Below are 24,208 nucleotides of genomic sequence, written 5' to 3'. Positions count from 1 at the left end.
AATGTCATTCAGCTTCTGGAGGCGTTAGCGCTGGTTGGACCTGACCGGGCTCACTAAGATATTACTGTCGCCCTGCCACGTCGTGACACCTTTCCAAAAACGCCGCAAGGGAGAATCAAGCGCCGTCAAACATGCCCCGTTGGGCAAGCAGCTCGGTCAGTTGATCAACCACTTCCGGTATACTCAGGCGCGTGGTGTCAAGCGTAATGGCATCATCTGCCGGCTTGAGCGGAGCCACACTGCGCTGCGTGTCGCGTGCATCGCGTGCCTGAATCTCCTTCAAAAGACTCGACAGACTAGCATCCACCCCTGATTCCTGCAACTGCAGATGCCGTCTACGCGCCCTTTCCTCCGCACTGGCGGTCAAAAAAATCTTCAGCGGCGCCTCTGGAAACACCACCGTACCCATATCGCGCCCATCCGCCACCAGGCCGGGGAATTGACAGAAATCCCGTTGCCGCTGAAGTAGCGCCGCGCGCACCTGCGGCAATGCGGCCACCTGGGAAGCACACTCGCCCGCTTGCTCGGTACGAATGAGCCGACTGACGTCTTCGCCTTCCAGCAGCGTACGTGGCTGACCCTCTTCCACGGGGAAAGCAACGTCCAGGGTTGCCGCAATATCGGCCAGCGCCGCTTCGTCATCCAGCGCCACGTGATGCTTGACGGCCGCCTGGGCCGTCAACCGATAGAGCGCACCGCTGTCCAGCAGATGCCAGCCCAGTCGCTCAGCCACCAGACTGCTGATCGTGCCTTTACCGGCACCGCCGGGGCCATCGATCGTCAGCACAGGTACGTTAGCGGCCATGGACGCCCTCCACATCGACACGCATCCCGATACGCTGAGCCAGCGCAACGAAGTCAGGGAAGGATGTCGCCACGTTGGCGCAATCGTCGATGACGATCTCGGCACCCGCGCGCAGGGAGGCAATCGCAAACGCCATGGCAATGCGGTGATCCCCGAGGCTATCGATGCGGCCACCGCCGTAACTCGGCACGCTCTCGTCAGCGTTACCGATGATGTCGATGCCGTCTTCCACGACCGTATGCTCGACCCCCAGAATCGCCAAACCATCTGCCATGGCCTGAATACGATCTGACTCTTTGACGCGCAGCTCTTCAGCACCGCGCAGCCGCGTGGTGCCTTGTGCATTGGCCGCCGCAATGAACAGCGCCGGGAACTCATCGATGGCGAGCGGCACTTGATCGACAGGAATATCGATACCTTTCAGCGGCGCATGGCGAATACGGATGTCGGCCACGGGCTCACCGCCTACCTCGCGCTGGTTTTCAAGCGTCAGGTCAGCGCCCATCAGGGTCAGAATATTGATGACACCGATACGCGTCGGGTTGATACCCACGTGCTCCAGCGTGATGTCGGAACCTGGGGTAATGGCCGCGGCGACCAGGAAGAAGGTAGCCGAAGAGATATCGGAGGGTACGTCAATCGGCCCCGCCGTCAGTTGACCGCCTCCCTGCAGCCAGCAGGTGTCGCCCTCGCGAGAGACGGCATAGCCAAACCCGTTGAGCATCCGCTCGGTATGATCGCGGGTCGGCGCTGGCTCGCGCACGCGGGTCTCTCCCTCGGCGTAGAGCCCTGCCAGCAGCAGGCACGACTTCACCTGAGCACTGGCCATGGGCATATCATAATGAATGCCTTTCAGCGCAGCGCCGCCATGAATTTTCAATGGCGGACGGCCACCCTCTGCCGTGTCGATGGTCGCTCCCATCAGGCGCAGCGGGTCTGCCACACGCCCCATGGGGCGCTTGGTGAGTGACTCATCACCGGTCAATTCGCTATCGAACGCCTGACCCGCCAGCAGCCCGGCAAACAGGCGCATGGCGGTGCCAGAGTTACCTACATATAGCGGGCCTGCCGGCGCCTTGAGGCCGTGCATACCAACCCCATGAATGGTCACACGCCCCTGGTGCGGGCCTTCGATGGCCACCCCCATTTCACGAAAGGCCTGCAAGGTGGCCAGACTATCTTCGCCCTCCAGGAAGCCTTTGACCTCGGTCACCCCTTCGGCCAACGCGCCAAGCATGATCGAGCGGTGAGACATGGATTTATCGCCCGGCACCCGCAAACGCCCCTGCGCCTGGCCGCCTGGCTGCACGCGATAAGTCACTTGACCGTGTGGTTGCATATGATATTCCGCCTGATAACTGGTTTTATTCAATAACGTATCAAAATAGTGGCGAGCATGACTGGCTCGGTCGAAGGTGGCAATCATCGCATCGCTGTCGGCACTTTCCACCGCCTGACGCAGCCGCTTGAGCCCCGCCTCGAAATCATCCAGAGAAGAGAGCACGGCGTCACGATTGGCCACGAAAATGTCGCGCCACATGACCGGGTCACTGCCTGCAATACGGGTAAAATCACGAAACCCACCCGCGGCATAGCGGAAGATATCCAGCCGCTCGTCCTGCCGCGCCAGCGTGTCCACCAGTGAAAACGCCAACAAGTGGGGCAAGTGACTGGTGCGCGCCAGCACCTGATCATGGCGCTCGACGCTCATTTGCAGCACGTCGGCGCCGCAGGCTCTCCACAGGGTTTCTACTCGCGCCAGCGCTACCGGGTCGACATCCGGCTCCGGCGTCAGGATCACCTTGTGATTGACGTACAGCGATGGATTGGCGGCTGCCACACCGCTTTTCTCGGAGCCCGCAATAGGATGACCCAGCACGATATTGGGCATGACACGGCCGAATACGCGCTCGGCGCAGTCACGTATGGTGGCCTTGGTACTGCCTACATCGGTGATCACGACATCGGTAGCCGCCTGATCGAGAGAACGCGACAGCGTGCTCATCACGCCTTCCATGGCCAGCACCGGCACCGCCAGCACGACCATGGAAACGTCTTTCAAGCAGTTGGCGAGCTCGACACCGCCCGCATCCACCAGCCCCAGCTCGATGCCCAATGCCACTTCCTGCTCATTGGGGTCGCAGGCGATGATCTGGCCAGCGTAGCCCGAGGCACGCAATGCGGCGGCCAACGAGCCGCCGATCAGGCCAAGGCCGACAATCAGAATGCGCGGCTCGACACACGCCACCCGAGGTGCAAGAGAAGGTGGAACCGTCACAGCACACCCTGAGGGTAGGAACCCAGCACCCGCAGTTCAGAGGCGCGAAGGCGAACTTCTTCCAGCACCGCAGCCACCTGGGGCTCGTCACGGTGGCCCTTGAAGTCGATGAAGAAGACGTAGTTCCACACACCGGTGCGCGAGGGCCGCGTTTCGATACGCGTCAGATCGATCTTGTGGCGATGGAAGGGCTCCAGCAAATCGTGCAGCGCACCGGGCTGGTTACGCATTGCCACGACGATGGAGGTCTTGTCTTCGCCCGACATGGGCACGTCCTGATTGCCAATGATCAGGAAGCGCGTGGAGTTATCCGGCCGGTCTTCGATTTTGTCGGCAATGCGCTCGAGGCCATACAGCTTGGCGGCCATGTCGCCGGCAATTGCGGCGCTGTGCCACTCGGTTTTCACCAGCTTGGCGGCTTCGGCGTTGGAAGAGACCGGCACCCGCTCGGCATGAGGGTAGTGGGCATCCAGCCACTTGCGGCACTGACCGAACGACTGAGGGTGCGAATAGATGCGTGACACCTTCTCTTGACGCGTGGTTTCACTGATCAAGAGATGGTGGTGAATGCGCAGCACCACTTCACCACAAATCCTGATGGAAGAGTCCATGAACGTGTCGAGGGTGTGATTGACCACCCCTTCGGTGGAGTTCTCGACGGGAACGACGCCATAGTTGACGGCCCCCGCCTCCACTTCCCGGAACACTTCATCGATGGCTGCCATCGGCAGGCTGACGGCGCTTTCACCGAAATGCTTCAACGCGGCCTGCTGGGTGAAGGTGCCTTCAGGCCCGAGATAAGCCACCTTGACCGGCTGCTCCAGCGCCAGGCAGGCAGACATGATTTCGCGAAACAGCCGCGCCATTTCTTCGGAGTCCAAAGGCCCCTTGTTCAACGCCATGATACGGCGCAGCACCTGGGCTTCGCGCTCCGGACGGTAGAACACCGCATCCTTGTCCTGAGCCAGCTTGACGTGAGCCACCTGCTGGGCACAGTTGGCCCGCTCACTGATCAAACGCAGAATATCGCCATCCAGCTGGTCGATACGTTGACGCAAGTCGTCGAGATTGATCGGCGTATCGGACATGGGGGTTAGCCTCTTCGTTGTTCGAAATCTGCCATGAAGGCAATTAACGCATCCACCGCATCTTCCGGCACCGCGTTATACAAGCTGGCACGCATGCCACCGACGCTGCGGTGACCCTTGAGATTCAGCAGCCCGGCCTCGTCGGCCTCCTTGAGGAAGGCACCATCCAGCCGGTCATCCGCCAGCACGAACGGCACGTTCATGCGCGACCGATTGGCTGTGGCGATAGGATTGCTGTAGAAGTCACTGCCATCGATGGCCGCGTAAAGTTTTTGCGCCTTGCGCTGGTTCATGCGGTCCATGGCGTCCAGCCCGCCAATGTCGTTTTTCAACCACTGAAACACCAGGCCCGAGAGGTACCAGGCGTAGGTAGGCGGGGTATTCACCATCGAGCCTGCATCAGCCAGCATCTGGTAGTCGAACAGCGAAGGGACGTTTGCAGGCGCCTTGCCCAGCAGGTCATCGCGGACGATCACGATGGTCAATCCCGCCGGACCGATGTTCTTCTGCGCCCCGGCATAAATCACCCCGAAGTCGCTGACATCGACAGGCCCCGACAGGATATTGGAGGACATGTCGCAGACCAGGGGCACGTCGCTGCCATCGGCACGGGTGACGTCTGGCACGTAGTCGAACTCCAGCCCGCCAATAGTTTCATTGGAAGTGTAATGCAGGTAGGCCGCGTCGCTGCTGAGCGACAGGGAAGCTTCGCCAGGCACCGCCAGATGTCCATTGGACTCGCTGCTGCCCGCCACATGGCAGGCAAAACCGAGCCGCTTGGCTTCGCTCAGCGCCTTCTTGCCCCAAATGCCCGTCTGGATGAAGTTGGCACTACCGCCCCCACCCAGCAGGTTCATTGGGAGCATGGCAAACTGCATGCTGGCACCGCCCTGAAGAAACAGCACCTTGTACTGATCAGGGATGCCCAGCAGAGACCGCAGATCGGCTTCTGCCTGATCGGCAATAGCAATGAACTCATCGCTGCGATGACTCATTTCCATCACCGACAAACCGCGCCCCTGATAGTCGAGCAGCTCACTGCGAGCGCGCTCCAGTACGGCAACAGGCAGGGCCGCGGGCCCTGCGCAAAAATTATAATGACGTGTCATCGGTTCCCGGTTCCTGTGCGCCATTGTCTTGTTCGTCTGGCTCGACCGCCTCGGGCGCTCCCGTATCTTCGGGCTCATCGACACGCACGGTTTTCACCAGCTGCTCTTCTTTGCCCAGGCGAATCAGCATCACGCCCTGGGTATTACGCGACGTGATCGACACTTCTTCCACCCGCGTACGCACCAGGGTGCCACGGTCGGTGATCAGCATCATTTCATCGCTGTCATACACTTGCATGGCCGCCACCAGGGCGCCGTTGCGCTCACTGGTCTGCATGGCAATCACACCCTGCCCACCGCGACCACGCAGCGGGAACTCTTCGAGGCGCGTGCGCTTGCCATAGCCCTTCACACTGGCGGTGAGGATGTAGATCTGACCATCGCTCTGCGCCAGCTCGGCGGTATCTGCCGGGGCTTCCTGCTCGGCATCGGCATCCGCTTCGGCATCGATTTGCTGGCTCTTGGGAATGATCAGGCTGATCACTTCCGCGTCGTCCAGCAGACGCATGCCGCGCACACCGCGAGCGGTACGGCCCATGGCGCGCACGTTGCCTTCCTCGAAACGGATCGCCTTGCCGTTGGAGGAGAGCAGCATGACGTGGTCGCTGCCCGAGGTAATCGCAGCCCCCACCAGGCGGTCGCCCTCTTCCAGATCGATGGCAATCAAGCCCACGCTACGCGGGCGAGAGAACTGCTCGAGACTGGTGCGCTTGACGGTACCGTTGGCGGTAGCGAAGAAAATATAGTGCTCGGGGTCGTAGTCACGCACAGGCAGGATGGCGTTGACCGACTCGCCCTCTTCCAGCGGCAGCATGTTCACCAACGGCTTGCCGCGTGAACCACGGCTGGCGTTGGGCATCTCGTACACCTTCAGCCAATACACCTTGCCACGGTTGGAGAACAGCAGCACCGTGTCATGGGTCGAGGCAACCAGCAGATGCTCGATGACGTCCTCGTCCTTCATGGCCGTGGCGGACTTGCCGCGACCACCCCGACGCTGGGCCTGATAGTCCGAAAGCGGCTGCGTCTTGGCGTAGCCCGAACGCGACACCGTGACCACCATGTCTTCTTCGGCAATCAGGTCTTCGATGGACAGATCCAGGTGGCTGGCCTGAATTTCCGTGCGACGGTCGTCGCCAAACTGGTCGCGCACCGCATGCAGCTCTTCCCTAATCACCTCCATGAGGCGGTCGGCAGAGGCAAGAATTTCTGTGAACTCGGCAATCTTTTCGAGAATCGAAAGGTACTCATCCAGCAGCTTTTCGGTTTCGAGGCCGGTCAAGCGGTGCAGACGCAGTTCCAGAATCGCCTGAGCCTGAGCAGGCGAAAGGCGATACTCGGTGGCCGAGGGATTCAGTCCAAACCCTTCATCCAGGTCTTCGGGCTTGCAGGAAGTGGCACCGGCACGCTCCAGCATGGCCGTCACCTGGCCCGGCTGCCATACCTTGTCCAGCAGCTTCTCGCGGGCTTCGGCGGCATTGGGCGATGCCTTGATCAGCTCGATGACTTCATCGATGTTCGAGATGGCGACGGCCAGGCCTTCCAGCAGATGGCCGCGCTCACGCGCTTTCTTGAGTTCGAACAGGGTGCGCCGCGTGACGACTTCCCGACGATGGCGGATGAACGCCTCGAGCATCTCTTTCAGATTGAGCGTGCGTGGTTGGCCATTTTCCAGCGCCACCATGTTGATACCGAAGACGTTCTGAAGCTGGGTCTGGGCAAACAGGTTATTGACCACGACCTCGCCAGACTCACCGCGCTTGACTTCGATCACCACACGCAAGCCATCCTTGTCGGACTCGTCGCGCAGTTCGGCAATGCCCTCGATCTTTTTCTCTTTGACCAGCTCGGCGATCTTTTCGATCAACCGTGCCTTGTTCACCTGATAAGGCAGCTCGGTGACGATGATGTGATCACGCCCGGTCTTGTCATCGTGTTCGATGGTGTGACAAGCACGAACGTAGATGCGTCCACGCCCGGTGCGGTAGGCATCCAGGATACCGGCACGGCCATTGATGATGCCGCCGGTGGGGAAATCTGGCCCGGGGATGTACTGCATGAGGTCATCGACGGTCAAGGTGTAGTCGTCGATCAGCGCCAGGCAACCATCGATCACTTCCCGCATGTTATGGGGAGGAATGTTGGTGGCCATGCCCACGGCAATGCCCGAGGAGCCGTTGATCAGCAGGTTCGGCACTTTGGTGGGCAGCACTTCGGGGATACGTTCGGTGCCGTCGTAGTTATCGACCCAATCGACGGTATCCTTTTCGAGATCCGCCAGCAGCTCGTGGGCCAGGCGCGCCATGCGCACCTCGGTGTAACGCATGGCAGCCGCGTTGTCGCCGTCGATGGAACCAAAGTTACCCTGACCATCGACCAGCACGTGACGCATGGAGAAGTGCTGTGCCATGCGAACGATGGTGTCATACACCGCACTGTCACCGTGGGGGTGGTACTTACCGATGACATCGCCGACGACACGCGCCGACTTCTTGTACGGTTTGTTCCAGTCATTCCCCAGCTCATGCATGGCAAACAGCACACGGCGATGAACCGGCTTGAGGCCGTCGCGCACATCGGGGAGCGCACGACCAATAATGACACTCATCGCATAGTCGAGGTACGACTGCTTGAGCTCGTCTTCAATATTGACGGGCAAGATTTCTCTGGCGATGTCACCCATGAAAGTCAGATCCTTTGCACTGCATTGGCACTGCGAGAGTTGAAAGCGCTTGAAAATGCCGCCTTTAGCTAACCATCAAGGCGGCGCGCAGAGTCGCTCACATCATACCACTGCATACGCATCAAGGGCAGTCGGTGACACCTCCATTGCTATTTAAGCCAAAAAGGCCTCTTTGCCGACCTGTAGCCCCATGAGCGCTTCACGCACGTCGCCCTCGATGGACGCCGCGCGATTTTGCTGCATGTCCAGCAGCACGAACGTCAGATCCGCCTGGGCCACCACGCTGCCATCCTGACGCACGATGCGGTGATGACAAAGCGCGCTGCGCTCATTCACGTCGATGATGCCGGTCTGCACCGTCAAGTCATCTCCCTGCAAGGCTGCCGCACGGTAATCGATATTCAGATTCACCACGACGAACGCCCGCTTTGCCTGGTGCAGCTGCTTCATCAGCTGAGGGTGCTCATCGAAAAATGCCCAGCGCCCCTCCTCCATGAACTCCAGGTAGCGCGCATTGTTGACGTGGCCATAGCCGTCCAGATGGTAGCCCCGCACCCGCATGGTAACGCTGGAAATCGCTTCAGACATGACAACCTCTTTTATTGATGACAGTGATCAGCAGGCGCAGGCACCTGCCAGTGACAGGCAACATACCCCACGCAAATCAAACACAAGTTTAAAACCAGTGCAACAACATGACGGCACACCAGAGTGCTGGCAGGAAAGGCCTGCTTTCGACATAATGTGCCACCTTTTAAACAGGATTGGTGACATGTGGTTCAAGCACCTGCATCTATATCGCCTGCACGGCGCGCCCGAGCTCGACAGCCACACCCTGGCCAACGCGCTGGATGAACACGCCGCCAAGCCATTGGGCAATGCGGATGCTCGCCGACTAGGCTGGACCGCGCCCGCAGGCCGTCTGGGCGGCGGGCAGCGCCTGCACGAGATCCAGGGACATCGGCTGCTTTCGGCACTGCGCCAGGAACGTCTGCTGCCTGCCTCGGTGGTCAAGGAAGAAGTCGATGAGAAAGTCGCCGACATCGAAGCCAGCGAAGGACGCAAGGTAACGCGCAAGGAAAAGACCGCTCTCAAGGAGCAGGTCACCGAAGAGCTGATGCCCCGCGCTTTCGTGCGCAGCCAGAAAATCGACCTCTGGTGGGACACCCAGCACCAGCTGATCGGCATCAACGCCAGCTCGCGCACCCGCGCCGAAGACGTGCTGGACCTGCTGCGGGAAACCCTGGGCAGCCTCAAGGCAACGCCACTCAGCAGCCAGACGTTGCCGATACGCGCCATGACGACCTGGCTGGGTGACTCCGCCAGCCGCCCCGCCGACCTGCAGCTGGGCGACCAGGTCGAGCTGAAGGCGAAAGGCGATGATGGCGTACTGCGCGCCCGACAAGTGGATCTGGATAGCGACGAAATACAGCAGCTGCTCGAAAGCGGCCGTCAGGCGAGCAAGCTGGCCATGCAGATAGAGGGCCGCCTGAGCTTCGTGCTTCACGATGACCTTGCTCTGAAATCTCTGCGTTTCGGCGATGCATTGATCGAAGAGGCCGACCATGCCGATGATGGTGACGACGCTCTGGCACGCCTGGAAACCGATTTCATCTTGATGGCTCAGTCGCTGTCCGAGGACATTCGCCGTCTCATGGAGTGGCTGGGCGGTGAAGCCCAGCGGGAACCGAGTGCGCTATCTGGCACCTAATGATGGGCAACCCCATACCTTCTCGGTGAATCGTTCATTTACTTGCTGACACGTTACGGATCGCATGACTCAACACAATAACGCTCCTCACGCAGACGACACGAGTGACCCCTGGGCCGACATTCGGCCCTATATGGATCATGAGGTTCCTGAAGTTATTGCCCGGCTCTCTCGCGACACTGAGCTTCTGGACGCTTTGACCCGCTTTCGCCTGCCACGCATGGCCAAATGGGCTCCGCCCCTGGCCAGGGCACTGGCCGGTCACGCGGTGCGTCGTGAGGTCAAGGGCGTAACCAGTGTGCATGAATTTCAGATGCGCATTGCCCGTTACATGGAGCGGATGATACGCACCACCACCACTGCCTTTGACGTTTCAGGCCTGGACAAGCTCGACGAGCACAGTGCTTATCTCTTCATCGGCAACCACCGTGACATTTCGCTGGACCCAGCATTCGTCAACTATGCGCTCTACCAGGCGGGTCGTGACACCGTGCGTATCGCGATTGGCGACAACCTGCTGAAGAAGCCCTACGTCACGGACCTGATGCGTCTGAACAAGAGTTTCATCGTGCCGCGCAGCGCCAGAGGAAAACGTGCCATGCTGGCCGCCTACCAGCAGCTGTCCGGCTACATTCGCCACTCGATCACCGACGACAACCACTCCATCTGGATGGCCCAGCGGGAAGGTCGCGCCAAGAACGGCATCGACCGTACCGACCCCGCCATCATCAAGATGTTGATCATGGCCAAACGGCTTGCCGAGCGCGACATCGTCTTTGGTGAAGCAGTAGCGGAACTCAAGCTGGTGCCTGTATCCATCAGCTATGAATACGACCCTTGTGACGTGCAAAAAGCTCAAGAACTGCACGACATCGCAACCCACGGCCGCTATGCCAAAAGCGAATTCGAAGACATCCGCTCCATCGTCTCCGGCATCACCGGCTCCAAAGGTCGCGTTCAGCTGCGCTTTGGCAGCCCGGTAGGCTCGGACATGGAGACCCCTGATGAAGTCGCCGCCGAGATCGACCGCCAGGTCATCGGTGGCTATCGGCTTTTCCCGAGCCACTACCTGGCCCTGGAAGCGCTGGGCGAAGCACCCGAGCTGGTGGCCCGCAAGTCGATCACCCGCCAGGACCGCGAACGCTTCAAGGCGCGGCTTGCCGAGGTTCCGGAAGCACTGCGACCCTATTGGCTGGAGCAGTATGCCAACCCCGTCAAGCACAAGGCTGGCAGGCTGAGCCTGTAATCCGGTTGCTCATCGGTCGTGTTGGGCAGGTCATGTGACTTTGCATGCTCAACATGCAAAAAAGTGCTATGGTCAAGGCATTCATTGGTCTCGCTAGGGCACCTACCCTGGCGTGGTCTTAAGGAGACTCCCATGTCCGCATCAGAAATCCAAAAAACTCGTATTATCAACGAACTGCGTGGATTCATTCGCAAGCTTCTTCAGGATCCCAAAATCCTCGAGCAGTCGCTGACCATCGCCCGTCAGCAGCTGTCGGAAGGTAGCAGCCCCGCCATCATGGCGCGCATTGCCAATGAAATTTCCGACACCACCAGCGTGCACATCCCTGAAGACCCTGCCGAGCACTCCGATGCCGACAAGCTGTTTCTGGAACTGCTGCGCGAAGTGGTTCAGGAAGAGCAGGCGCTGTACTAGTTTCGCTGGCTGCATGCCAGGTGGCGACACACGTTTATCTCACTCCATTTATTTGTTTTGCCTAGACGGAATCAACCTTCACCATGTCCAACACTGCTCCACGCAACATTCTGGTGACCAGCGCACTGCCCTATGCCAACGGTGCCATCCACCTGGGTCATCTGCTTGAGTACATCCAGACCGACATCTGGGTACGTTTTCAGAAAAGCCGTGGCCAGCAGTGCTACTACGTATGCGCCGACGACGCCCATGGCACGGCCATCATGTTGCGAGCCGAGCAGGAAGGCATCTCCCCAGAAGCGCTGATCGAAAGAGTCTCTCAGGACCATCAGGAAGACTTTGCTCGCTTTGGCGTGGGCTTTGACAACTACCACTCCACCCACTCCGAAGAGAACCGTCACTACAGCGAACTGATCTACAAGCGCCTGCGCGACAAGGGCCATATTGCGACCCGCGACATCGAGCAGATGTACGACCCCCAGAAAGGCCTGTTCCTGGCGGATCGCTTTATCAAGGGCACCTGCCCCAAATGCCATGCTGACGATCAGTACGGGGATAACTGCGAGAAGTGTGGCGCTACTTATACCCCCGCTGATTTGATCAATCCGGTGTCCGCCATTTCCGGCGCCACGCCCGAGGTGCGTAGCTCGACCCACTACTTCTTCAAGCTGCCGGACTTCGCCGAGTTCTTGCAACAGTGGATCAACGACGGTCACGTTCAGCCCCAGATTCGCAACAAGCTGATGGAGTGGTTCGAATCCGGCTTCAATGAATGGGACATTTCTCGGGACGCGCCCTATTTCGGCTTTGAGATCCCGGATGCGCCCGGCAAATATTTCTACGTCTGGCTGGATGCCCCCATCGGCTACCTGGCCAGCTTCAAGAACCTGTGTGACCGCCAGGGCATCGACTTCGACAGCTTCTGGCAGCCGAACTCCAACGCGGAGGTCTACCATTTCATCGGCAAGGATATCGTCTACTTCCACGCCCTGTTCTGGCCGGCCATGCTCCATGGGGCAGAGTTCCGTACGCCCACGGCGGTCAACTGTCACGGCTTCCTGACCGTGGATGGTGCCAAGATGTCCAAGTCCCGTGGCACCTTCATCAAGGCTGCCACCTATGCCGAGCACCTCAACCCCGAGTATCTGCGCTACTACTTTGCCGCCAAGCTGACCTCCAAGGTCGACGACCTCGACCTGAACCTCGATGACTTTGCCGCGCGCGTGAACTCGGATCTGGTCGGCAAGGTCGTGAACATCGCCAGCCGCTGTGCAGGCTTCGTCAAAAAGCTCGGCGGCGGAACGCTCTCCGAACATTGCGCTGAACCGGCCATGGTTGCCCGCTTCATCTCGGCCGGTGAGGATATCGCTGCCGATTTCGAAGCGCGGGAATTCAGCCGCGCCATGCGCAAGATCATGGAGCTGGCCGATGAAGCCAATACCTACATCGCTGACAAAGAGCCCTGGGCACTGGCCAAGCAGGACGGACGCGAACAGGAAGTGCTGGAAATCTGCTCGGTGGGCATCAACCTGTTCCGCCAGCTGATGGTCTATCTGGCGCCGGTGGTGCCGAGCATGGCGGAGCAAGCCCGCGAGTTTCTGGCGCTGGATACCCTCGATTGGGAAAGCCGCCAGAGCGTACTGGTGAACCACGCCATCAACAAATTCAAACCGCTGATGACCCGGGTAGAGCGAGACAGGATCGACGCCATGATCGACGCTTCCAAGGAGGATCTGGTGGAAGAGCAGAAACTCAAGAATACGCCCAAAGGCCCGCTGGCCGAGGATCCCATCGCCGCCGAGATCAGCTTCGACGATTTCGCCAAAGTCGACCTGCGGATTGCGCGTATCGCCAAGGCACAGTACGTGGAAGGCGCAGACAAGCTGCTGCAGCTGACCCTCGACCTGGGCGGCGAGACCCGCAACGTCTTTTCCGGCATTCGCTCGGCCTATTCTCCAGAAGCGCTGGAAGGACGACTGACCGTCATGGTCGCCAACCTGGCTCCGAGAAAAATGCGCTTCGGCCTGTCAGAAGGTATGGTGTTGGCTTCCGCCAACAACGATGGCATCTATCTGCTGTCTCCCGACTCTGGCGCGGAGCCCGGTCAGCGAGTCACCTGAGCCTGGCCTGATCAGTCGCGCAGCAGACGCCAGCAAGGGGCATGGCCAACCGCCTGCCCCTTGCTGTTTGAGGAAAATGAAAGTCAAGGAGAGTGAAGGGGCTTCACGACGCTACCTTCATCGCGACAACAGGACTGAGTGCACCCATGGTTCAACGCTGGCCTTTGTCATTGCGTTTTCGCTTTCTTGCCCTGCTGGGCAGCGTATTGCTGTGCGCCATGCTGGCACTGGGCGCGCTGAGTCACTGGCTGATCTTTCCTGCTCTGCAGGCAGAAGAAAGGGCCGCCGCTCACCGCGAGCTGGATCGCACCGCCCGCGGCCTGGTCTTGAGCCAACAGCAGCTGCATGCACAAGTACGTGATTGGGCACACTGGGACGATACCTATCGTTTCCTGCAAGGCGATTACCCGGGCTTCACCGAGGTGAATTTTAGCGCGCAAATGTTCGAGGACATGCGCTATCAGCTCATGGCGCTCTTCACCCTCGACGGTGAGCTGTATCTGCTATCGGGCATCGACCCGCAAACAGGCCAGTTCAGCACCTGTACCTCAGCCACCGGCGAGTGCGCCTGGATGGCGCCTTGGACTCAGACCATGCAACTGGCCATCGAGGAGGGCCATGCCAACGAGGTCCACATCGCCATCGAAGGGTGGCCAGCCTTGCTGGCGGGTAGCCCTATCCTGCAAACCGACGAGAGTGGCCCCGCTGTAGGGTGGCTGTTCAAGCTACGTGCGCTGAACGACTCATGGCAAGCCCTCATGGCGGATTACACAGGGCTGCCCATCGCGCTGTCGGTGACGGACGCAACACATCCGCCGGAAGCACAGTTGACCTTCTCCGACGACACGGCCTATGCCGAACAATACTTCCCGACGCTAGGCAATGACAGCCAGCTAGCCTTGGGAATCAAGCTCAATCGCCATGGCTATCTGAGCAGTTTGACGACCTTCAACTACGTTCTGATATGGACGGCCGTGCTGATGTCCCTGGTCATCGGACTGGTACTGCTGGTGCTGGAGCGGCTGGTACTGAAGCCCTTGCGCCAGTTGACCCACTTCACCCAACAGTTGGCGCCAGCAGAGGCGGCAACGCTCACCCTGGTAGAGCGGGGGGATGAGATCGGCACCTTGTCACGCGCCTTTCACCACCAGCTTGCCTGCCAGCATCGGTTGAACGCCGAGCTACTGACACTCTCCACCCATGATCCGTTGACAGGCTTGCCCAATCGGCGGCTGTTCGACCAGCGCCTGGAGGCTGCCATCTCAGATGCCCAGCAGCACCCGGTGGCCGTCATGATGCTGGATATCGATCATTTCAAACTCTACAACGACCATTACGGGCATGTGCAGGGCGATAGATGCCTTGAACAGGTGGGGCAGGTATTCGAGCGCTGCGCCGCTGGGCGTGGCTATCTGATTGCCCGCACCGGTGGCGAAGAGTTCAGCGCCCTGCTGCTTGCCACGGAGCCTTCGCAAGCCCTGCAGCTTGGCCAGGACATCATCGCGGCCATCGACCAACTTGCGTTACCCCATGCAACATCGCCCGTCTGCCATCATGTCACCATCAGCGTGGGCGTTGGCTCGCTGCAGGATAGCCAGACGGCTCAGCCAAGCGCCGTCATGAGCACCGCCGACCAGGCGCTGTACCTGGCCAAGGCGCAAGGCCGGCACCGCGCCGTTCGATTTGCATCTCCGCTAGCCAGCGACGCCAGTTCCACGCACAATACGCCGCCATGAACGAACTGTTTGTCATCCTGATCAGCACCGCGCTGGTCAATAATTTCGTGTTGGTCCAGTTTCTTGGCTTATGCCCTTTCATGGGTGTCTCCAACAAGCTGGAGTCGGCCATGGGCATGTCTCTGGCCACCACCTTCGTGCTTACCCTGGCCTCGGCGGCCAGCTACGTGGTGTACCACGGCCTGCTGGTACCGCTGGACATTACCTACCTGCGAACGATCAGTTTTATCGTGGTCATTGCTGCCGTCGTACAGTTCACCGAGATCATGGTGCGCCAGCTGAGCCCGCTGCTGCATCAAGTGCTGGGTATTTTCCTGCCCCTGATCACCACCAACTGCGCCGTGCTCGGGGTGGCGCTACTGTCGCTCAACCGCGAACTGAGCTTCTTCCACACCACCCTCTATGGCCTGGGCGCGGCAGCTGGTTTCTCGCTGGTGCTGGTACTGTTCGCCGCCATGCGTGAACGGCTGGCCAGTGCCGACATACCGAAACCGTTCCAGGGCGCCGCCATTGCCATGGTGACCGCTAGCCTGATGTCGCTGGCGTTTCTGGGCTTTTCCGGCCTGGTGCAGGGGGCATCGTGATGGGCGAATCATTGTCATGGTGGGGGGTCGCCAGCGCCGTTGGCGCATTGACCACTCTGGGCCTGCTGTTCGGGGCGCTGCTGGGTTTGGCCAGCGCGCGCTTCAAGGGGGATGAAAATCCCCTGGTGGAGCAGATCGATGCGCTGCTGCCACAAACCCAGTGTGGCCAGTGCGGCTACCCCGGCTGCCGCCCTTACGCCGAAGCGATCAACCAGGGCGATGCCATCAACAAGTGCCCGCCCGGCGGAGACGCCACGGTAGTGGCTCTGGCCGAGCTGCTGGGTCGCGAGCCAGCGCCCCTGGATGGCGAAGCCCCCTGCGAAGATCGTGTGGCCTTCATCCGCGAAGCCGAGTGCATTGGCTGCACCAAATGCATTCAGGCCTGCCCGGTGGATGCCATCATCGGCGCGGCCAAACAGATGCACACGGTCATCGAAGACGAATGTACCGGCTGCGATTTATGTGTTGCCCCTTGCCCGGTGGACTGCATCGACATGCTGCCACGACGCAAGCCGTTGAGTCAGTGGGAGCCCATTATCAGCGACCGCGCAACGCCAGGGAGTGCTCATGTCCCGTCATGATTTTCCCGGCGGCATTTATCCGCCCGAGCGCAAGCAGCGCTCACTCACCGCGCCGCTGAGGGTGGCCCCGCTGCCTGCTCGAGTGGTGTTGCCCCTCGATCAGCATGTCGGCAAGCCCGCCCTGCCCTGCGTGGCCGCAGGCGAGCGCGTGAAGGTGGGCACTGTGGTGGCCCGCAAAGGTGGGCTGGTATCGGCCAATGTGCATGCCAGCCTGAGCGGCACCGTGCGTGAGGTCAGTCCTCAGTCGGTGACGATCGTAGGCGATGGCGACGATGAGTGGCAGCGGCTGGCGCCGCTCGACTGGCGGCGGGCGGAGCCTTCAGCGCTGGTGGCGCGCCTGGACGACAGCGGCCTGGCAGGGCTGGGCGGGGCTGGCTTTCCGACTCACGTCAAAGCGCAGGTCAGCCTGCAACAACCCATCGATACGCTGGTGGTCAATGCTGCCGAGTGCGAGCCCTACATCACCGCCGACGACATGACGCTGCGCCACTATGCCGCCCAGGTGCTGGAAGGCGCGGCAATTTTGGCCACCCTGTGTGACGCGTCGCGTATCGTCGTGGGTATCGAGGATAACAAGCCCGAGGCATGCCAAGCCCTGCAGGCGGCGCTGCCCCAGGTGCCATCACCGATTCCGGTGACGCTCGAGGTAATCGAAACCCGCTACCCCAGCGGGGGCGAGCGACAGCTGATCAAAAAGCTGCTGGGCAGAGACGTGCCCAGCGGCGGCCTGCCAGCGGATGTGGGCGTTCTGTGTCACAACCCGGGGACGCTGCTGGCGGCCCAGCAAGCCATCTGCGAGGGCACACCGCTGGTCGAGCGCATCGTCACCCTGACAGGCGAGGCCATCGAACGGCCAGGCAACTACTGGGTACGTCTGGGCACCCCGATAGCGGGTCTGCTTCAGCAGACGGGGCTGGCGCCGGATGCCCTGCATCAAGTGGTGGTGGGTGGGCCCATGATGGGGAGAGCGCTGGCATCGCTGGACGTTCCGGTCATCAAAACCACCAACTGCCTGATTGCCGCCACCCGCCAGGAACTGCCCCCGGCGCCAGACGCTTCCCCCTGTATTCGCTGCGGTGCCTGCGAAACCGTCTGCCCGGTGCAGCTGCTGCCCCAGCAGCTGCATTGGCACGCGCAAAGTGGCCATGACGCGGCTCTGGAAAAACAGCACCTGTTCGACTGCATCGAATGCGGCGCCTGCAGTTTCGTATGCCCCAGCCATATCCCGCTGGTGGCGGAATACCGCACGGCCAAACAGCGGATCCGCTTGAAGCGTATCGAAACCGCCAAGGCAGAGCACGCTCGCCACCGCTTCGAGTTCCGCCAGGCCAGGCTGGCCCGGGAAGAGGCGGAGAAGCAGGCTCGCCGCCAGGCGCGGCTTGCCCAGCAGCGTCAGCCGTCGTCATCGGGTGCCGAGCCCCGCGCCGCAGAGCTGCCAGCCGTTGACCTGCGCAGCTTGCGCATCGCACAGACCGCGGCCAGGGCGGCGGTCAAAAAAGCCGAGAAAGCGCTGGCTCGCGCCGTGGCAGAAGACCCTCAACAATCCCAGGAGGATCTGGAGATGCAGCTGGCCACTGCCCAGGAAAACCTGCTCGCCGCGGATGCCCGACTGGCCGATGCCAGAGCCCGCGAACGGGAGCAAACGACACCATGAGCATGCTCCAGGCCTCGACGCTGGGCCTTGCCCCCTCCTCGGCATCGATCATGCGCTGGGTCATTTTGGCGACCCTGCCGGGGCTACTGGCCATGACCTTCTATTTTGGGCTGGGGGTGCTGACCAACGTGGCAGTGGCCGCCGGCGTTGCCATGCTGGCAGAGGCCGCCATACTCGCCCTGCGCCGTCGCCGCGTGGTCGCTACCTTGACCGACGGCAGCGCCCTGCTGACGGGCGTTCTATTGGGTGCCTCGCTGCCCCCCGGTAGCCCCTGGTGGCTGCTGGCGGTAGGGGCCATCGCCGCGGTGGTGGTCGCCAAGCAGCTGTATGGAGGGCTGGGGCACAACCCGTTCAATCCGGCCATGGTGGGTTACGCCCTGCTGCTGGTCTCGTTTCCAACCTACATGACGCTGTGGCCAGTGCCGCACCAGGCAGGTTCGATGGCGACACTCTGGGCCCAGGTCAGCGGCACCCTCTCCGCTGCCGAGCTGGACGCGCTGAGTGGCGCCACGCCACTGGATGCCTTCAAGCATAAAGGACTGACAGGGGCAGATGAGTTCTGGGCGGCGGCTGCGCTGGAAGACACGGTACAGGCCTGGCGCATGATCGCGCTGGCGTGGCTGGCAGGCGGGTTGCTGCTGTTGTTCAAACGAGTGATCAGTTGGCATATTCCGGTTGCCATGCTGGGTAGCATGGCACTGATAGCGGCACTGCTCTACGGCCTGGACAGCGACCACTACGCCTCTCCGCTGTTTCATCTGACCATGGGGGCTGCCCTGTTTGGTGCCTTCTTCATTGCCACGGACCCGGTGTCGGCGGCGACCAGTCGGCGCGGCAAGCTGTTGTTCGGCATCGGCATCGGGGTGTTGGTCATGATCATCCGCACCTTCGGCGGCTATCCCGATGCCGTCGCCTTTGCCGTGCTGCTGATGAACCTTTGCGTGCCGCTGCTGGATCTTTACAGCGCTCCTGTTCCTACAGGGCATCGTCCCACAGGGCACCGACCCCAGGCGAAGCGCCCATGACGCTCTATCAAGCCATGTGGCGTGGGGCGCTGGCGCTGGGCACCTTTGCGCTGGTAACGGCAGGCAGCGTGGCATTGACTCGGGCGCTGACCGCCGAGCGTATCGAGCAGCACCAGTTGGCCTATCAATATCGCCAGCTGCAGGCAGTGCTGCCAGCTTCGCTGGTCACGGACTCACAAGCATCGCTGCTGGAAGACACCTTCGAGCTGCCTGAGCCCGGGCGGCTGGGCCACCGCGCGCCCACACACGGCTGGTATGTTCACCACGCAGACGAGGCTGCCGTCGTCCTGCCGGTCATCACCCACCAGGGCTACAGCGGAGCCATTCACCTGCTGGTGGGGATTGACCATGAGGGCCGTATCAGCGGCGTTCGGGTCACTCGGCACCAGGAAACGCCAGGGCTAGGCGATGCCATCGAACGCCAGCGCAGCGACTGGATCACTCGCTTCGATGGCTTGACACGCCACAGTCTGCCCCCCGAAAGCTGGGCGGTGCGACAACAGGGCGGTGCGTTCGATGGCTTCACCGGGGCCACCATCACCCCAAGCGCGGTCATCGATGCCGTTCACGATGCCCTGCGCTATGCCCATGAGGTCCGTTTGCCCATCACCATCGAGGAGCCAGAGACATGACCCCATGGCAACAGCTGACCCAGGAAGGGCTCTGGCGCAACAACCCGGCCCTGGTGCAACTACTGGGGCTCTGCCCGCTGCTGGCCGTGAGCGCCAGCGTGGTCAACGCACTGGGGCTGGCGCTGGCCACCCTGCTGGTCATGGTCGGGGCGAGTACGACCATCTCGTTGATTCGCCATCAGGTGCCCAGCGCGGTGCGGCTACCCGCCTTCGTGATGATCATTGCCGCCTTCGTGACCTGCGCCGAGCTGTTGATGGCTGCCTTTGCCTATTCGCTCTATCAAATTCTGGGCATTTTCATCCCATTGATCGTGACCAACTGCGCCATCCTGGGACGTGCCGATGCGTTTGCCTCGCGCCAGCCGGTACTTCCTGCGGCGCTGGACGGGTTCATGATGGGGCTCGGGTTCGGCTGGGTGCTGGTCTTGCTGGGAGGGATCAGAGAGCTGCTGGGCCAGGGGACGCTGTTCCACAACATGCATCTGCTGCTGGGCCCCAGGGCCGCCGAGTGGCAGATAACGGTGATGGGCGACTATCAGTTTCTGTTTTTCATGTTGCCGCCAGGGGCCTTTTTCGTTGCGGGCCTGCTGATCGCGCTCAAGAATGTCCTCGACCAGCGCCAGCGCAAGGCACAGCCCTCCCCCACCCACGAGCGCAGCGAACGCCGCGTCCGGGTCACTGGCATCATCAAATAGTCTGGAGAAACGTTCATGAATGCCCAGAAACGGCAGGAGATTTTTGCCCGCCTGCAGGCGGAAAATCCGCACCCCACCACCGAGCTGAACTGGAGCACCCCCTTCGAGCTGCTGGCTGCGGTACTGCTCTCGGCACAGGCCACCGACGTGGGCGTCAACAAAGCCACCGACCGACTGTTTCCGGTGGCCAACACCCCCGAAGCAATCATCGCGCTGGGCATCGAGGGACTCAAGGAGTACATCAAGACCATCGGCCTGTTCAACACCAAGGCTGAAAACCTGATGAAGACCTGCCATATTCTGGTGAACCAGCATGGTAGCGACGTGCCGCAAACCCGCCAGGCGCTGGAAGCCTTGCCGGGTGTCGGGCGCAAGACCGCCAACGTCATTCTCAATACCGCCTTTGGGCAGCCCACCATCGCCGTGGACACGCATATCTTCCGAGTCTCCAACCGGACGGGCATCGCCAAGGGCAAGGACGTGGTCGAAGTGGAGCAGAAGCTGTTGCGCCATGTGCCCAAGGCTTTCAAGCAGGACGCCCATCACTGGCTGATCCTGCATGGCCGCTATACCTGTATCGCTCGCAAGCCACGCTGCGGTAGCTGTATCATCGAGGATCTCTGCGACTATAAAGACAAAACCGAGCTGGCCTGAACGTTTGGGCCGCCCCAGGGAGCTGCCCATGCCCAGCACAGACCACAGTACCATCTCAAGTACCAGCAGCCGCTCTGCCCTACGGCTTCACCAGCGCCCTATCCACGAGCGAATCGATGCGCTGCTGGCTCTCTCCCGCCAGCACGCAGAGCACTTCTGCAGTCCTGACGCGTGGCTGGCACGGCAGCGCTATCTGGCGCAGCACCCTACTTCACTTCTGGTGATGAAGTGCATGGATGGCCGTATCCACCTTCCCCATGCCACCCGCACCCCGCTGGGCATCATCACGCCGTTTCGCAACCTGGGGGGTATTTTCGACCTGGGCTGGCCTTACCTGGGTGAGCTGCTCACCGATTCGGTGCTGGCGGCAGCGCAGCAGGGGCGCGGCACCTTGATGTGCATTACTTATCACTACTCCGCCGGACAGCCACAGCGGGGCTGTGCAGGCTTCGGCTGCGATACGGCGGCCGCCCGGGCTCACGCATACGGCATTGCCGAGCAGGCGGGCAAACTGTTTGGCAAGGACCACCAGCAGGTGTACCCGCTGGTGTGTGGCTTTGAAACGGATAGCGACGCGCTGGTGATTCATGGCAAGGCAGGAGCGGTCCTGGACATTCGCGACTGGGTAGGCCAACCGGCAGAGGCCCTGGCCATCCGTCTCGCCGCCGTCTGCCCGGATATGCCTGACGACATACGCCGTGACCTGCTACCGCTGCTGGAAGGTAACCTGGCCCATGTCACTAGCCTGTATGGCACCGCCCGGGCGCTGGAGATCGAACACCGTGAATGGGTCATTTGCATTGGCCGAGGTTTCGATTTTCTTCACCTGCCCAATACCGCACTGATCATCGGTCCCTACGGGCCCGACCTGGCAGAACCCATTGGCACGGCGGCGGATATCATCGCCGCCAACATGCTCCATGGCCGCATTCCAGACGATGGCTTCATGCTGCTGGCCTCGACCCCTTATCAACACAGCGGCGTCGATCGCGCGCGGGCAGAGCTGAAATCGCAGTTCCTGTCGCGCTTTGCCGCACAGGTGATCGGCCAGCGTCATCCTGAGCTGGCCAGCAAGATGCGACCTCACACGGCCGTGGTGCACTGGCCTACCAGGCGTCTTGACCTGCTTCAGTCCAACAACTGACGATACGCCTCACGCCACTGGGGCCACTCCCAGGGCGACGTATCCAGCCGCTCAGGGGCGGTCATCGTGCCTTGTAACCACGCGACAAGGCGCCGATAGAGCCCCTCCCGTGTCCCATCGTAACGGTAGGCATCAGGATAGAGTTCCGGAAAGCAGAGTCTGTCCGGCACCAGCGGCCACGCGCCACGCTGGGCAGCCTCCATGATGGCCAGCCCCTGAAACTCATGCCAGGTGGTCGACACGACGATACCGCCGCCGTTCAACAGCGCTTGATACTGCTCCTCTGGCTGAGGCCCCCAACAGACGAGATGCTGCGCCAGCCGCACCTGCGCCTCGGCAAAGATGGCGGGCTCGTCGCGAAACCGTTGGCCCATGACGGCAAGTTCGAAAGGCACGCCCTCCTCACTCAGCCTGAACAACACCGCAAAGAAGTCCTCGGGGTTCTTGTCGTACTCCCACCGGTGATTCCAGACGATGCGGCGTGGCGGTGCAACGTCGGGCACCTGCGCCAGCGGCTGCAAGGGCACCGGCAGTACTTTTGCCGAACGCCTCAGCCGCTCCAGCGGCGCGGCGGCCGGCAGGTTCTCGGGCATTTTTTTCAGAAATTGCCTGACGCCACTAAAAAAGGAGTCGCGGTTGTAGGCGGTGTTGAATACCAGGGTATCCGCCGCCAGGGCCGCATAGAGATTGACCATTTTGGCTTCGACCTGGGGCACCTGCTCGCTGGACTCCGGGTAGGCAAACTGGTTCTCGTGAAAATAGACGATCTTGCGGGCCTGGCCCAAGTGCGGAAAAAGCCCGACCAGCGTGGCCATATCCACCATGGAGGTGGCCAGCACCACATCGAAGCGCTGGCTGAGGGTAGCGTGTTCCTTCAACCACCAGCTCAGCGGATTACCGCGTATGCGCCAGGCAAAATGGCGCGGTGGCAAGCTCAGCAATGTCCATTCCACATCCGTCAGTTCAGCCATCAAACTGTTTGCCCAGTAACGATGGCTGACCGCCTCGTAGGCGGAAAGCAGTAATACCCGCATCAAAATCCTTGCTGTTCAAGCTGGGCAGCCAACTGCTCCAGCACCTCAATACCTTGTACATCCGTCGGCAGCCAAGGTAGCACGGGGCGCGGCAGGTGGCGAAAATGTTGTTCGATGCGCGCCAGATAAGTGGCCTCCTGCTGCCGCCTGGCTGCCAGGAACTCGCCGTCGGCGTCTGCGGGAATCACCCGATTGATGAGCACCCCCGCCACCGGGATACGCACTTCCTCCAGTGCTTTCACCGCACGATCGGTTTCCAGGATCGGCAGCCGCTCGGGGGTCATGACGAACAAGAAGCTGCAGGCGCTTTTATCCTCGATACGCCGTCGTGCCTGGTGAAACAGGCGGCGGCGCTCGATCAGCGTGCTGGCCACGTCGCGGGTGCGTTCATCCAGGTCTTCCAGCGGGTCCTGGGTGGGGTCGTCAAAGGGCGTCGCCACGTCCCTGCCTCGCTTGGGGGTCAGATGCTCCAGCACCTTGCCCAAATCAGCGGATTTGCGGTTATGGGCCAGCAGCCCGTCGGTCCACGCGGCCATGGCCTCGGGCAGGGTCAGCAGCCTTAGGGTATGCCCCGTGGGCGCGGTATCGAAAATGATCACGTCATAGGGGGCCTCATCGTCCACCATCAGACGAGCCAGCCGCTCCAGCAAGGCGGCCTCCTGGGTGCCGGGAGACTGACGTGTCAGGCGCATCTGCCGCTCCAGCTCCTGCATCATTTCTGGCGCTGCATAACGCCGCATCTGGGCCACGACGCGGGCAAGGTGCGCTTCCACTTCACGGTCGGGGTCGATCTCCATGGCATCCAGGTTGGGCAACAGGCGGCGAGGCGTATCGCCCAACTGCCTGTCGAACACATCGCCCAGGCTATGAGCGGGGTCGGTGGAGACCACCAGCACCCGTTTGCCTCGGCTGGCGGCCAGCACGGCCAATGAGGCCGCCACGGTGGTCTTGCCAACGCCCCCTTTGCCACCTACCCATAGCAGGCGTCGTTTCAATACAGCGTGCATGGTCTGTC

21 protein-coding genes are annotated in these 24,208 nt (G+C 61.2%); 13 read left to right on the top strand and 8 right to left on the bottom strand.

The features are described from left to right. Nucleotides 1–115: 115 nt before the first annotated feature. The 6 genes from cmk to FEU76_RS10210 form a co-directional block, all read right to left on the bottom strand. Entirely contained in the window at nucleotides 116–805 is a 690-nt protein-coding gene (cmk, locus tag FEU76_RS10235; protein WP_096923040.1) for a (d)CMP kinase, read from the bottom strand. Next, nucleotides 795–3,083, bottom strand: a complete 2,289-nt coding sequence (locus tag FEU76_RS10230) for a bifunctional prephenate dehydrogenase/3-phosphoshikimate 1-carboxyvinyltransferase (protein WP_260851396.1) — start codon at nucleotides 3,081–3,083, stop codon at nucleotides 795–797. Before FEU76_RS10230 ends, cmk begins: the two co-directional genes overlap by 11 nt. Next, nucleotides 3,080–4,171 (bottom strand): prephenate dehydratase, encoded by a 1,092-nt coding sequence (gene pheA / locus FEU76_RS10225; protein ID WP_039178103.1) that lies wholly within the window; start codon nucleotides 4,169–4,171, stop codon nucleotides 3,080–3,082. Before pheA ends, FEU76_RS10230 begins: the two co-directional genes overlap by 4 nt. A gap of 5 nt (nucleotides 4,172–4,176) precedes the next feature. Continuing rightward, nucleotides 4,177–5,280 (bottom strand): 3-phosphoserine/phosphohydroxythreonine transaminase, encoded by a 1,104-nt coding sequence (serC, locus tag FEU76_RS10220; protein WP_144982706.1) that lies wholly within the window; start codon nucleotides 5,278–5,280, stop codon nucleotides 4,177–4,179. Next, nucleotides 5,264–7,963 carry a DNA gyrase subunit A gene (gene gyrA / locus FEU76_RS10215; protein WP_144982704.1) on the bottom strand — a complete coding sequence of 900 codons (2,700 nt, stop codon included), beginning with the start codon at nucleotides 7,961–7,963 and terminating at the stop codon, nucleotides 5,264–5,266. The genes serC and gyrA overlap by 17 nt, the downstream gene beginning before the upstream one ends. A 153-nt stretch (nucleotides 7,964–8,116) precedes the next feature. Beyond that, the gene (locus tag FEU76_RS10210) at nucleotides 8,117–8,551 is read right to left on the bottom strand and encodes an acyl-CoA thioesterase (protein WP_144982702.1); all 435 of its coding nucleotides are present in this window, start codon (nucleotides 8,549–8,551) and stop codon (nucleotides 8,117–8,119) included. Nucleotides 8,552–8,735: 184 nt separating this feature from the next. Here FEU76_RS10210 and FEU76_RS10205 point away from each other — a divergent pair, with 184 nt between their 5' ends. The 13 genes from FEU76_RS10205 (at nucleotide 8,736) to FEU76_RS10145 (ending at nucleotide 22,159) form a co-directional block, all read left to right on the top strand. Next, nucleotides 8,736–9,674 (top strand): recombination-associated protein RdgC, encoded by a 939-nt coding sequence (locus FEU76_RS10205; protein WP_144982700.1) that lies wholly within the window; start codon nucleotides 8,736–8,738, stop codon nucleotides 9,672–9,674. Between the two features lie 64 nt (nucleotides 9,675–9,738). Next, nucleotides 9,739–10,920: a 1-acyl-sn-glycerol-3-phosphate acyltransferase gene (locus FEU76_RS10200; protein WP_096923047.1), complete on the top strand. Its 1,182-nt coding sequence runs from the start codon at nucleotides 9,739–9,741 to the stop codon at nucleotides 10,918–10,920. A 132-nt stretch (nucleotides 10,921–11,052) separates the two neighbouring features. After that, nucleotides 11,053–11,334 (top strand): hypothetical protein, encoded by a 282-nt coding sequence (locus tag FEU76_RS10195; protein WP_039178116.1) that lies wholly within the window; start codon nucleotides 11,053–11,055, stop codon nucleotides 11,332–11,334. A gap of 83 nt (nucleotides 11,335–11,417) precedes the next feature. Continuing rightward, a complete protein-coding gene (gene metG, locus FEU76_RS10190; protein ID WP_096923048.1) occupies nucleotides 11,418–13,454 on the top strand; it encodes a methionine--tRNA ligase in 2,037 nt (678 codons plus the stop codon). Between the two features lie 146 nt (nucleotides 13,455–13,600). Further along, nucleotides 13,601–15,190, top strand: a complete 1,590-nt coding sequence (locus tag FEU76_RS10185) for a diguanylate cyclase domain-containing protein (protein WP_144982692.1) — start codon at nucleotides 13,601–13,603, stop codon at nucleotides 15,188–15,190. Beyond that, nucleotides 15,187–15,774: an electron transport complex subunit RsxA gene (gene rsxA, locus FEU76_RS10180; RefSeq protein WP_096923050.1), complete on the top strand. Its 588-nt coding sequence runs from the start codon at nucleotides 15,187–15,189 to the stop codon at nucleotides 15,772–15,774. Before FEU76_RS10185 ends, rsxA begins: the two co-directional genes overlap by 4 nt. After that, nucleotides 15,774–16,355 (top strand): electron transport complex subunit RsxB, encoded by a 582-nt coding sequence (gene rsxB / locus FEU76_RS10175; protein WP_096923051.1) that lies wholly within the window; start codon nucleotides 15,774–15,776, stop codon nucleotides 16,353–16,355. The genes rsxA and rsxB overlap by 1 nt, the downstream gene beginning before the upstream one ends. Beyond that, nucleotides 16,342–18,009, top strand: a complete 1,668-nt coding sequence (rsxC, locus tag FEU76_RS10170; RefSeq protein WP_144982689.1) for an electron transport complex subunit RsxC — start codon at nucleotides 16,342–16,344, stop codon at nucleotides 18,007–18,009. Before rsxB ends, rsxC begins: the two co-directional genes overlap by 14 nt. Continuing rightward, entirely contained in the window at nucleotides 18,006–19,034 is a 1,029-nt protein-coding gene (locus FEU76_RS10165) for an RnfABCDGE type electron transport complex subunit D (protein ID WP_144982686.1), read from the top strand. The genes rsxC and FEU76_RS10165 overlap by 4 nt, the downstream gene beginning before the upstream one ends. Beyond that, nucleotides 19,031–19,666, top strand: a complete 636-nt coding sequence (locus FEU76_RS10160) for an RnfABCDGE type electron transport complex subunit G (protein ID WP_144982683.1) — start codon at nucleotides 19,031–19,033, stop codon at nucleotides 19,664–19,666. The genes FEU76_RS10165 and FEU76_RS10160 overlap by 4 nt, the downstream gene beginning before the upstream one ends. Further along, the gene (locus FEU76_RS10155) at nucleotides 19,663–20,361 is read left to right on the top strand and encodes an electron transport complex subunit E (protein ID WP_144982680.1); all 699 of its coding nucleotides are present in this window, start codon (nucleotides 19,663–19,665) and stop codon (nucleotides 20,359–20,361) included. The genes FEU76_RS10160 and FEU76_RS10155 overlap by 4 nt, the downstream gene beginning before the upstream one ends. A 15-nt stretch (nucleotides 20,362–20,376) precedes the next feature. Continuing rightward, a complete protein-coding gene (gene nth / locus FEU76_RS10150) occupies nucleotides 20,377–21,015 on the top strand; it encodes an endonuclease III (protein ID WP_039178135.1) in 639 nt (212 codons plus the stop codon). A 28-nt stretch (nucleotides 21,016–21,043) separates the two neighbouring features. Continuing rightward, a complete protein-coding gene (locus tag FEU76_RS10145) occupies nucleotides 21,044–22,159 on the top strand; it encodes a carboxysome shell carbonic anhydrase (RefSeq protein WP_144982678.1) in 1,116 nt (371 codons plus the stop codon). Here FEU76_RS10145 and FEU76_RS10140 read toward each other — a convergent pair. Beyond that, nucleotides 22,144–23,193 (bottom strand): tRNA-queuosine alpha-mannosyltransferase domain-containing protein, encoded by a 1,050-nt coding sequence (locus tag FEU76_RS10140; protein WP_144982675.1) that lies wholly within the window; start codon nucleotides 23,191–23,193, stop codon nucleotides 22,144–22,146. The two genes, FEU76_RS10145 and FEU76_RS10140, sit on opposite strands and share 16 nt — an antisense overlap. Continuing rightward, nucleotides 23,193–24,200: an ArsA family ATPase gene (locus tag FEU76_RS10135; RefSeq protein WP_144982672.1), complete on the bottom strand. Its 1,008-nt coding sequence runs from the start codon at nucleotides 24,198–24,200 to the stop codon at nucleotides 23,193–23,195. Before FEU76_RS10135 ends, FEU76_RS10140 begins: the two co-directional genes overlap by 1 nt. Nucleotides 24,201–24,208 lie beyond the last annotated feature (8 nt).

The organism is Halomonas sp. C22 (assembly GCF_007655045.1).
GTDB lineage: Bacteria > Pseudomonadota > Gammaproteobacteria > Pseudomonadales > Halomonadaceae > Vreelandella > Vreelandella hamiltonii.
Note: the sequence above shows the minus strand (reverse complement) of the source record. Positions and strands in the feature narration are given on the sequence as shown.

What these genes read in the sequence shown, in the direction of transcription:
- rsxA (WP_096923050.1), top strand. Translation starts at nt 15,187, where the DNA reads ATGAACGAACTGTTTGTCATCCTGATCAGCACCGCGCTGGTCAATAAT.
- FEU76_RS10195 (WP_039178116.1), top strand. Translation starts at nt 11,053, where the DNA reads ATGTCCGCATCAGAAATCCAAAAAACTCGTATTATCAACGAACTGCGT.
- rsxB (WP_096923051.1), top strand. Translation starts at nt 15,774, where the DNA reads ATGGGCGAATCATTGTCATGGTGGGGGGTCGCCAGCGCCGTTGGCGCA.
- serC (WP_144982706.1), bottom strand. Translation starts at nt 5,280, where the DNA reads ATGACACGTCATTATAATTTTTGCGCAGGGCCCGCGGCCCTGCCTGTT.
- gyrA (WP_144982704.1), bottom strand. Translation starts at nt 7,963, where the DNA reads ATGGGTGACATCGCCAGAGAAATCTTGCCCGTCAATATTGAAGACGAG.
- cmk (WP_096923040.1), bottom strand. Translation starts at nt 805, where the DNA reads ATGGCCGCTAACGTACCTGTGCTGACGATCGATGGCCCCGGCGGTGCC.
- pheA (WP_039178103.1), bottom strand. Translation starts at nt 4,171, where the DNA reads ATGTCCGATACGCCGATCAATCTCGACGACTTGCGTCAACGTATCGAC.
- FEU76_RS10185 (WP_144982692.1), top strand. Translation starts at nt 13,601, where the DNA reads ATGGTTCAACGCTGGCCTTTGTCATTGCGTTTTCGCTTTCTTGCCCTG.
- FEU76_RS10140 (WP_144982675.1), bottom strand. Translation starts at nt 23,193, where the DNA reads ATGCGGGTATTACTGCTTTCCGCCTACGAGGCGGTCAGCCATCGTTAC.
- FEU76_RS10205 (WP_144982700.1), top strand. Translation starts at nt 8,736, where the DNA reads ATGTGGTTCAAGCACCTGCATCTATATCGCCTGCACGGCGCGCCCGAG.
- rsxC (WP_144982689.1), top strand. Translation starts at nt 16,342, where the DNA reads ATGTCCCGTCATGATTTTCCCGGCGGCATTTATCCGCCCGAGCGCAAG.
- metG (WP_096923048.1), top strand. Translation starts at nt 11,418, where the DNA reads ATGTCCAACACTGCTCCACGCAACATTCTGGTGACCAGCGCACTGCCC.
- FEU76_RS10165 (WP_144982686.1), top strand. Translation starts at nt 18,006, where the DNA reads ATGAGCATGCTCCAGGCCTCGACGCTGGGCCTTGCCCCCTCCTCGGCA.
- FEU76_RS10160 (WP_144982683.1), top strand. Translation starts at nt 19,031, where the DNA reads ATGACGCTCTATCAAGCCATGTGGCGTGGGGCGCTGGCGCTGGGCACC.
- FEU76_RS10155 (WP_144982680.1), top strand. Translation starts at nt 19,663, where the DNA reads ATGACCCCATGGCAACAGCTGACCCAGGAAGGGCTCTGGCGCAACAAC.
- FEU76_RS10135 (WP_144982672.1), bottom strand. Translation starts at nt 24,200, where the DNA reads ATGCACGCTGTATTGAAACGACGCCTGCTATGGGTAGGTGGCAAAGGG.
- FEU76_RS10210 (WP_144982702.1), bottom strand. Translation starts at nt 8,551, where the DNA reads ATGTCTGAAGCGATTTCCAGCGTTACCATGCGGGTGCGGGGCTACCAT.
- FEU76_RS10200 (WP_096923047.1), top strand. Translation starts at nt 9,739, where the DNA reads ATGACTCAACACAATAACGCTCCTCACGCAGACGACACGAGTGACCCC.
- FEU76_RS10145 (WP_144982678.1), top strand. Translation starts at nt 21,044, where the DNA reads ATGCCCAGCACAGACCACAGTACCATCTCAAGTACCAGCAGCCGCTCT.
- nth (WP_039178135.1), top strand. Translation starts at nt 20,377, where the DNA reads ATGAATGCCCAGAAACGGCAGGAGATTTTTGCCCGCCTGCAGGCGGAA.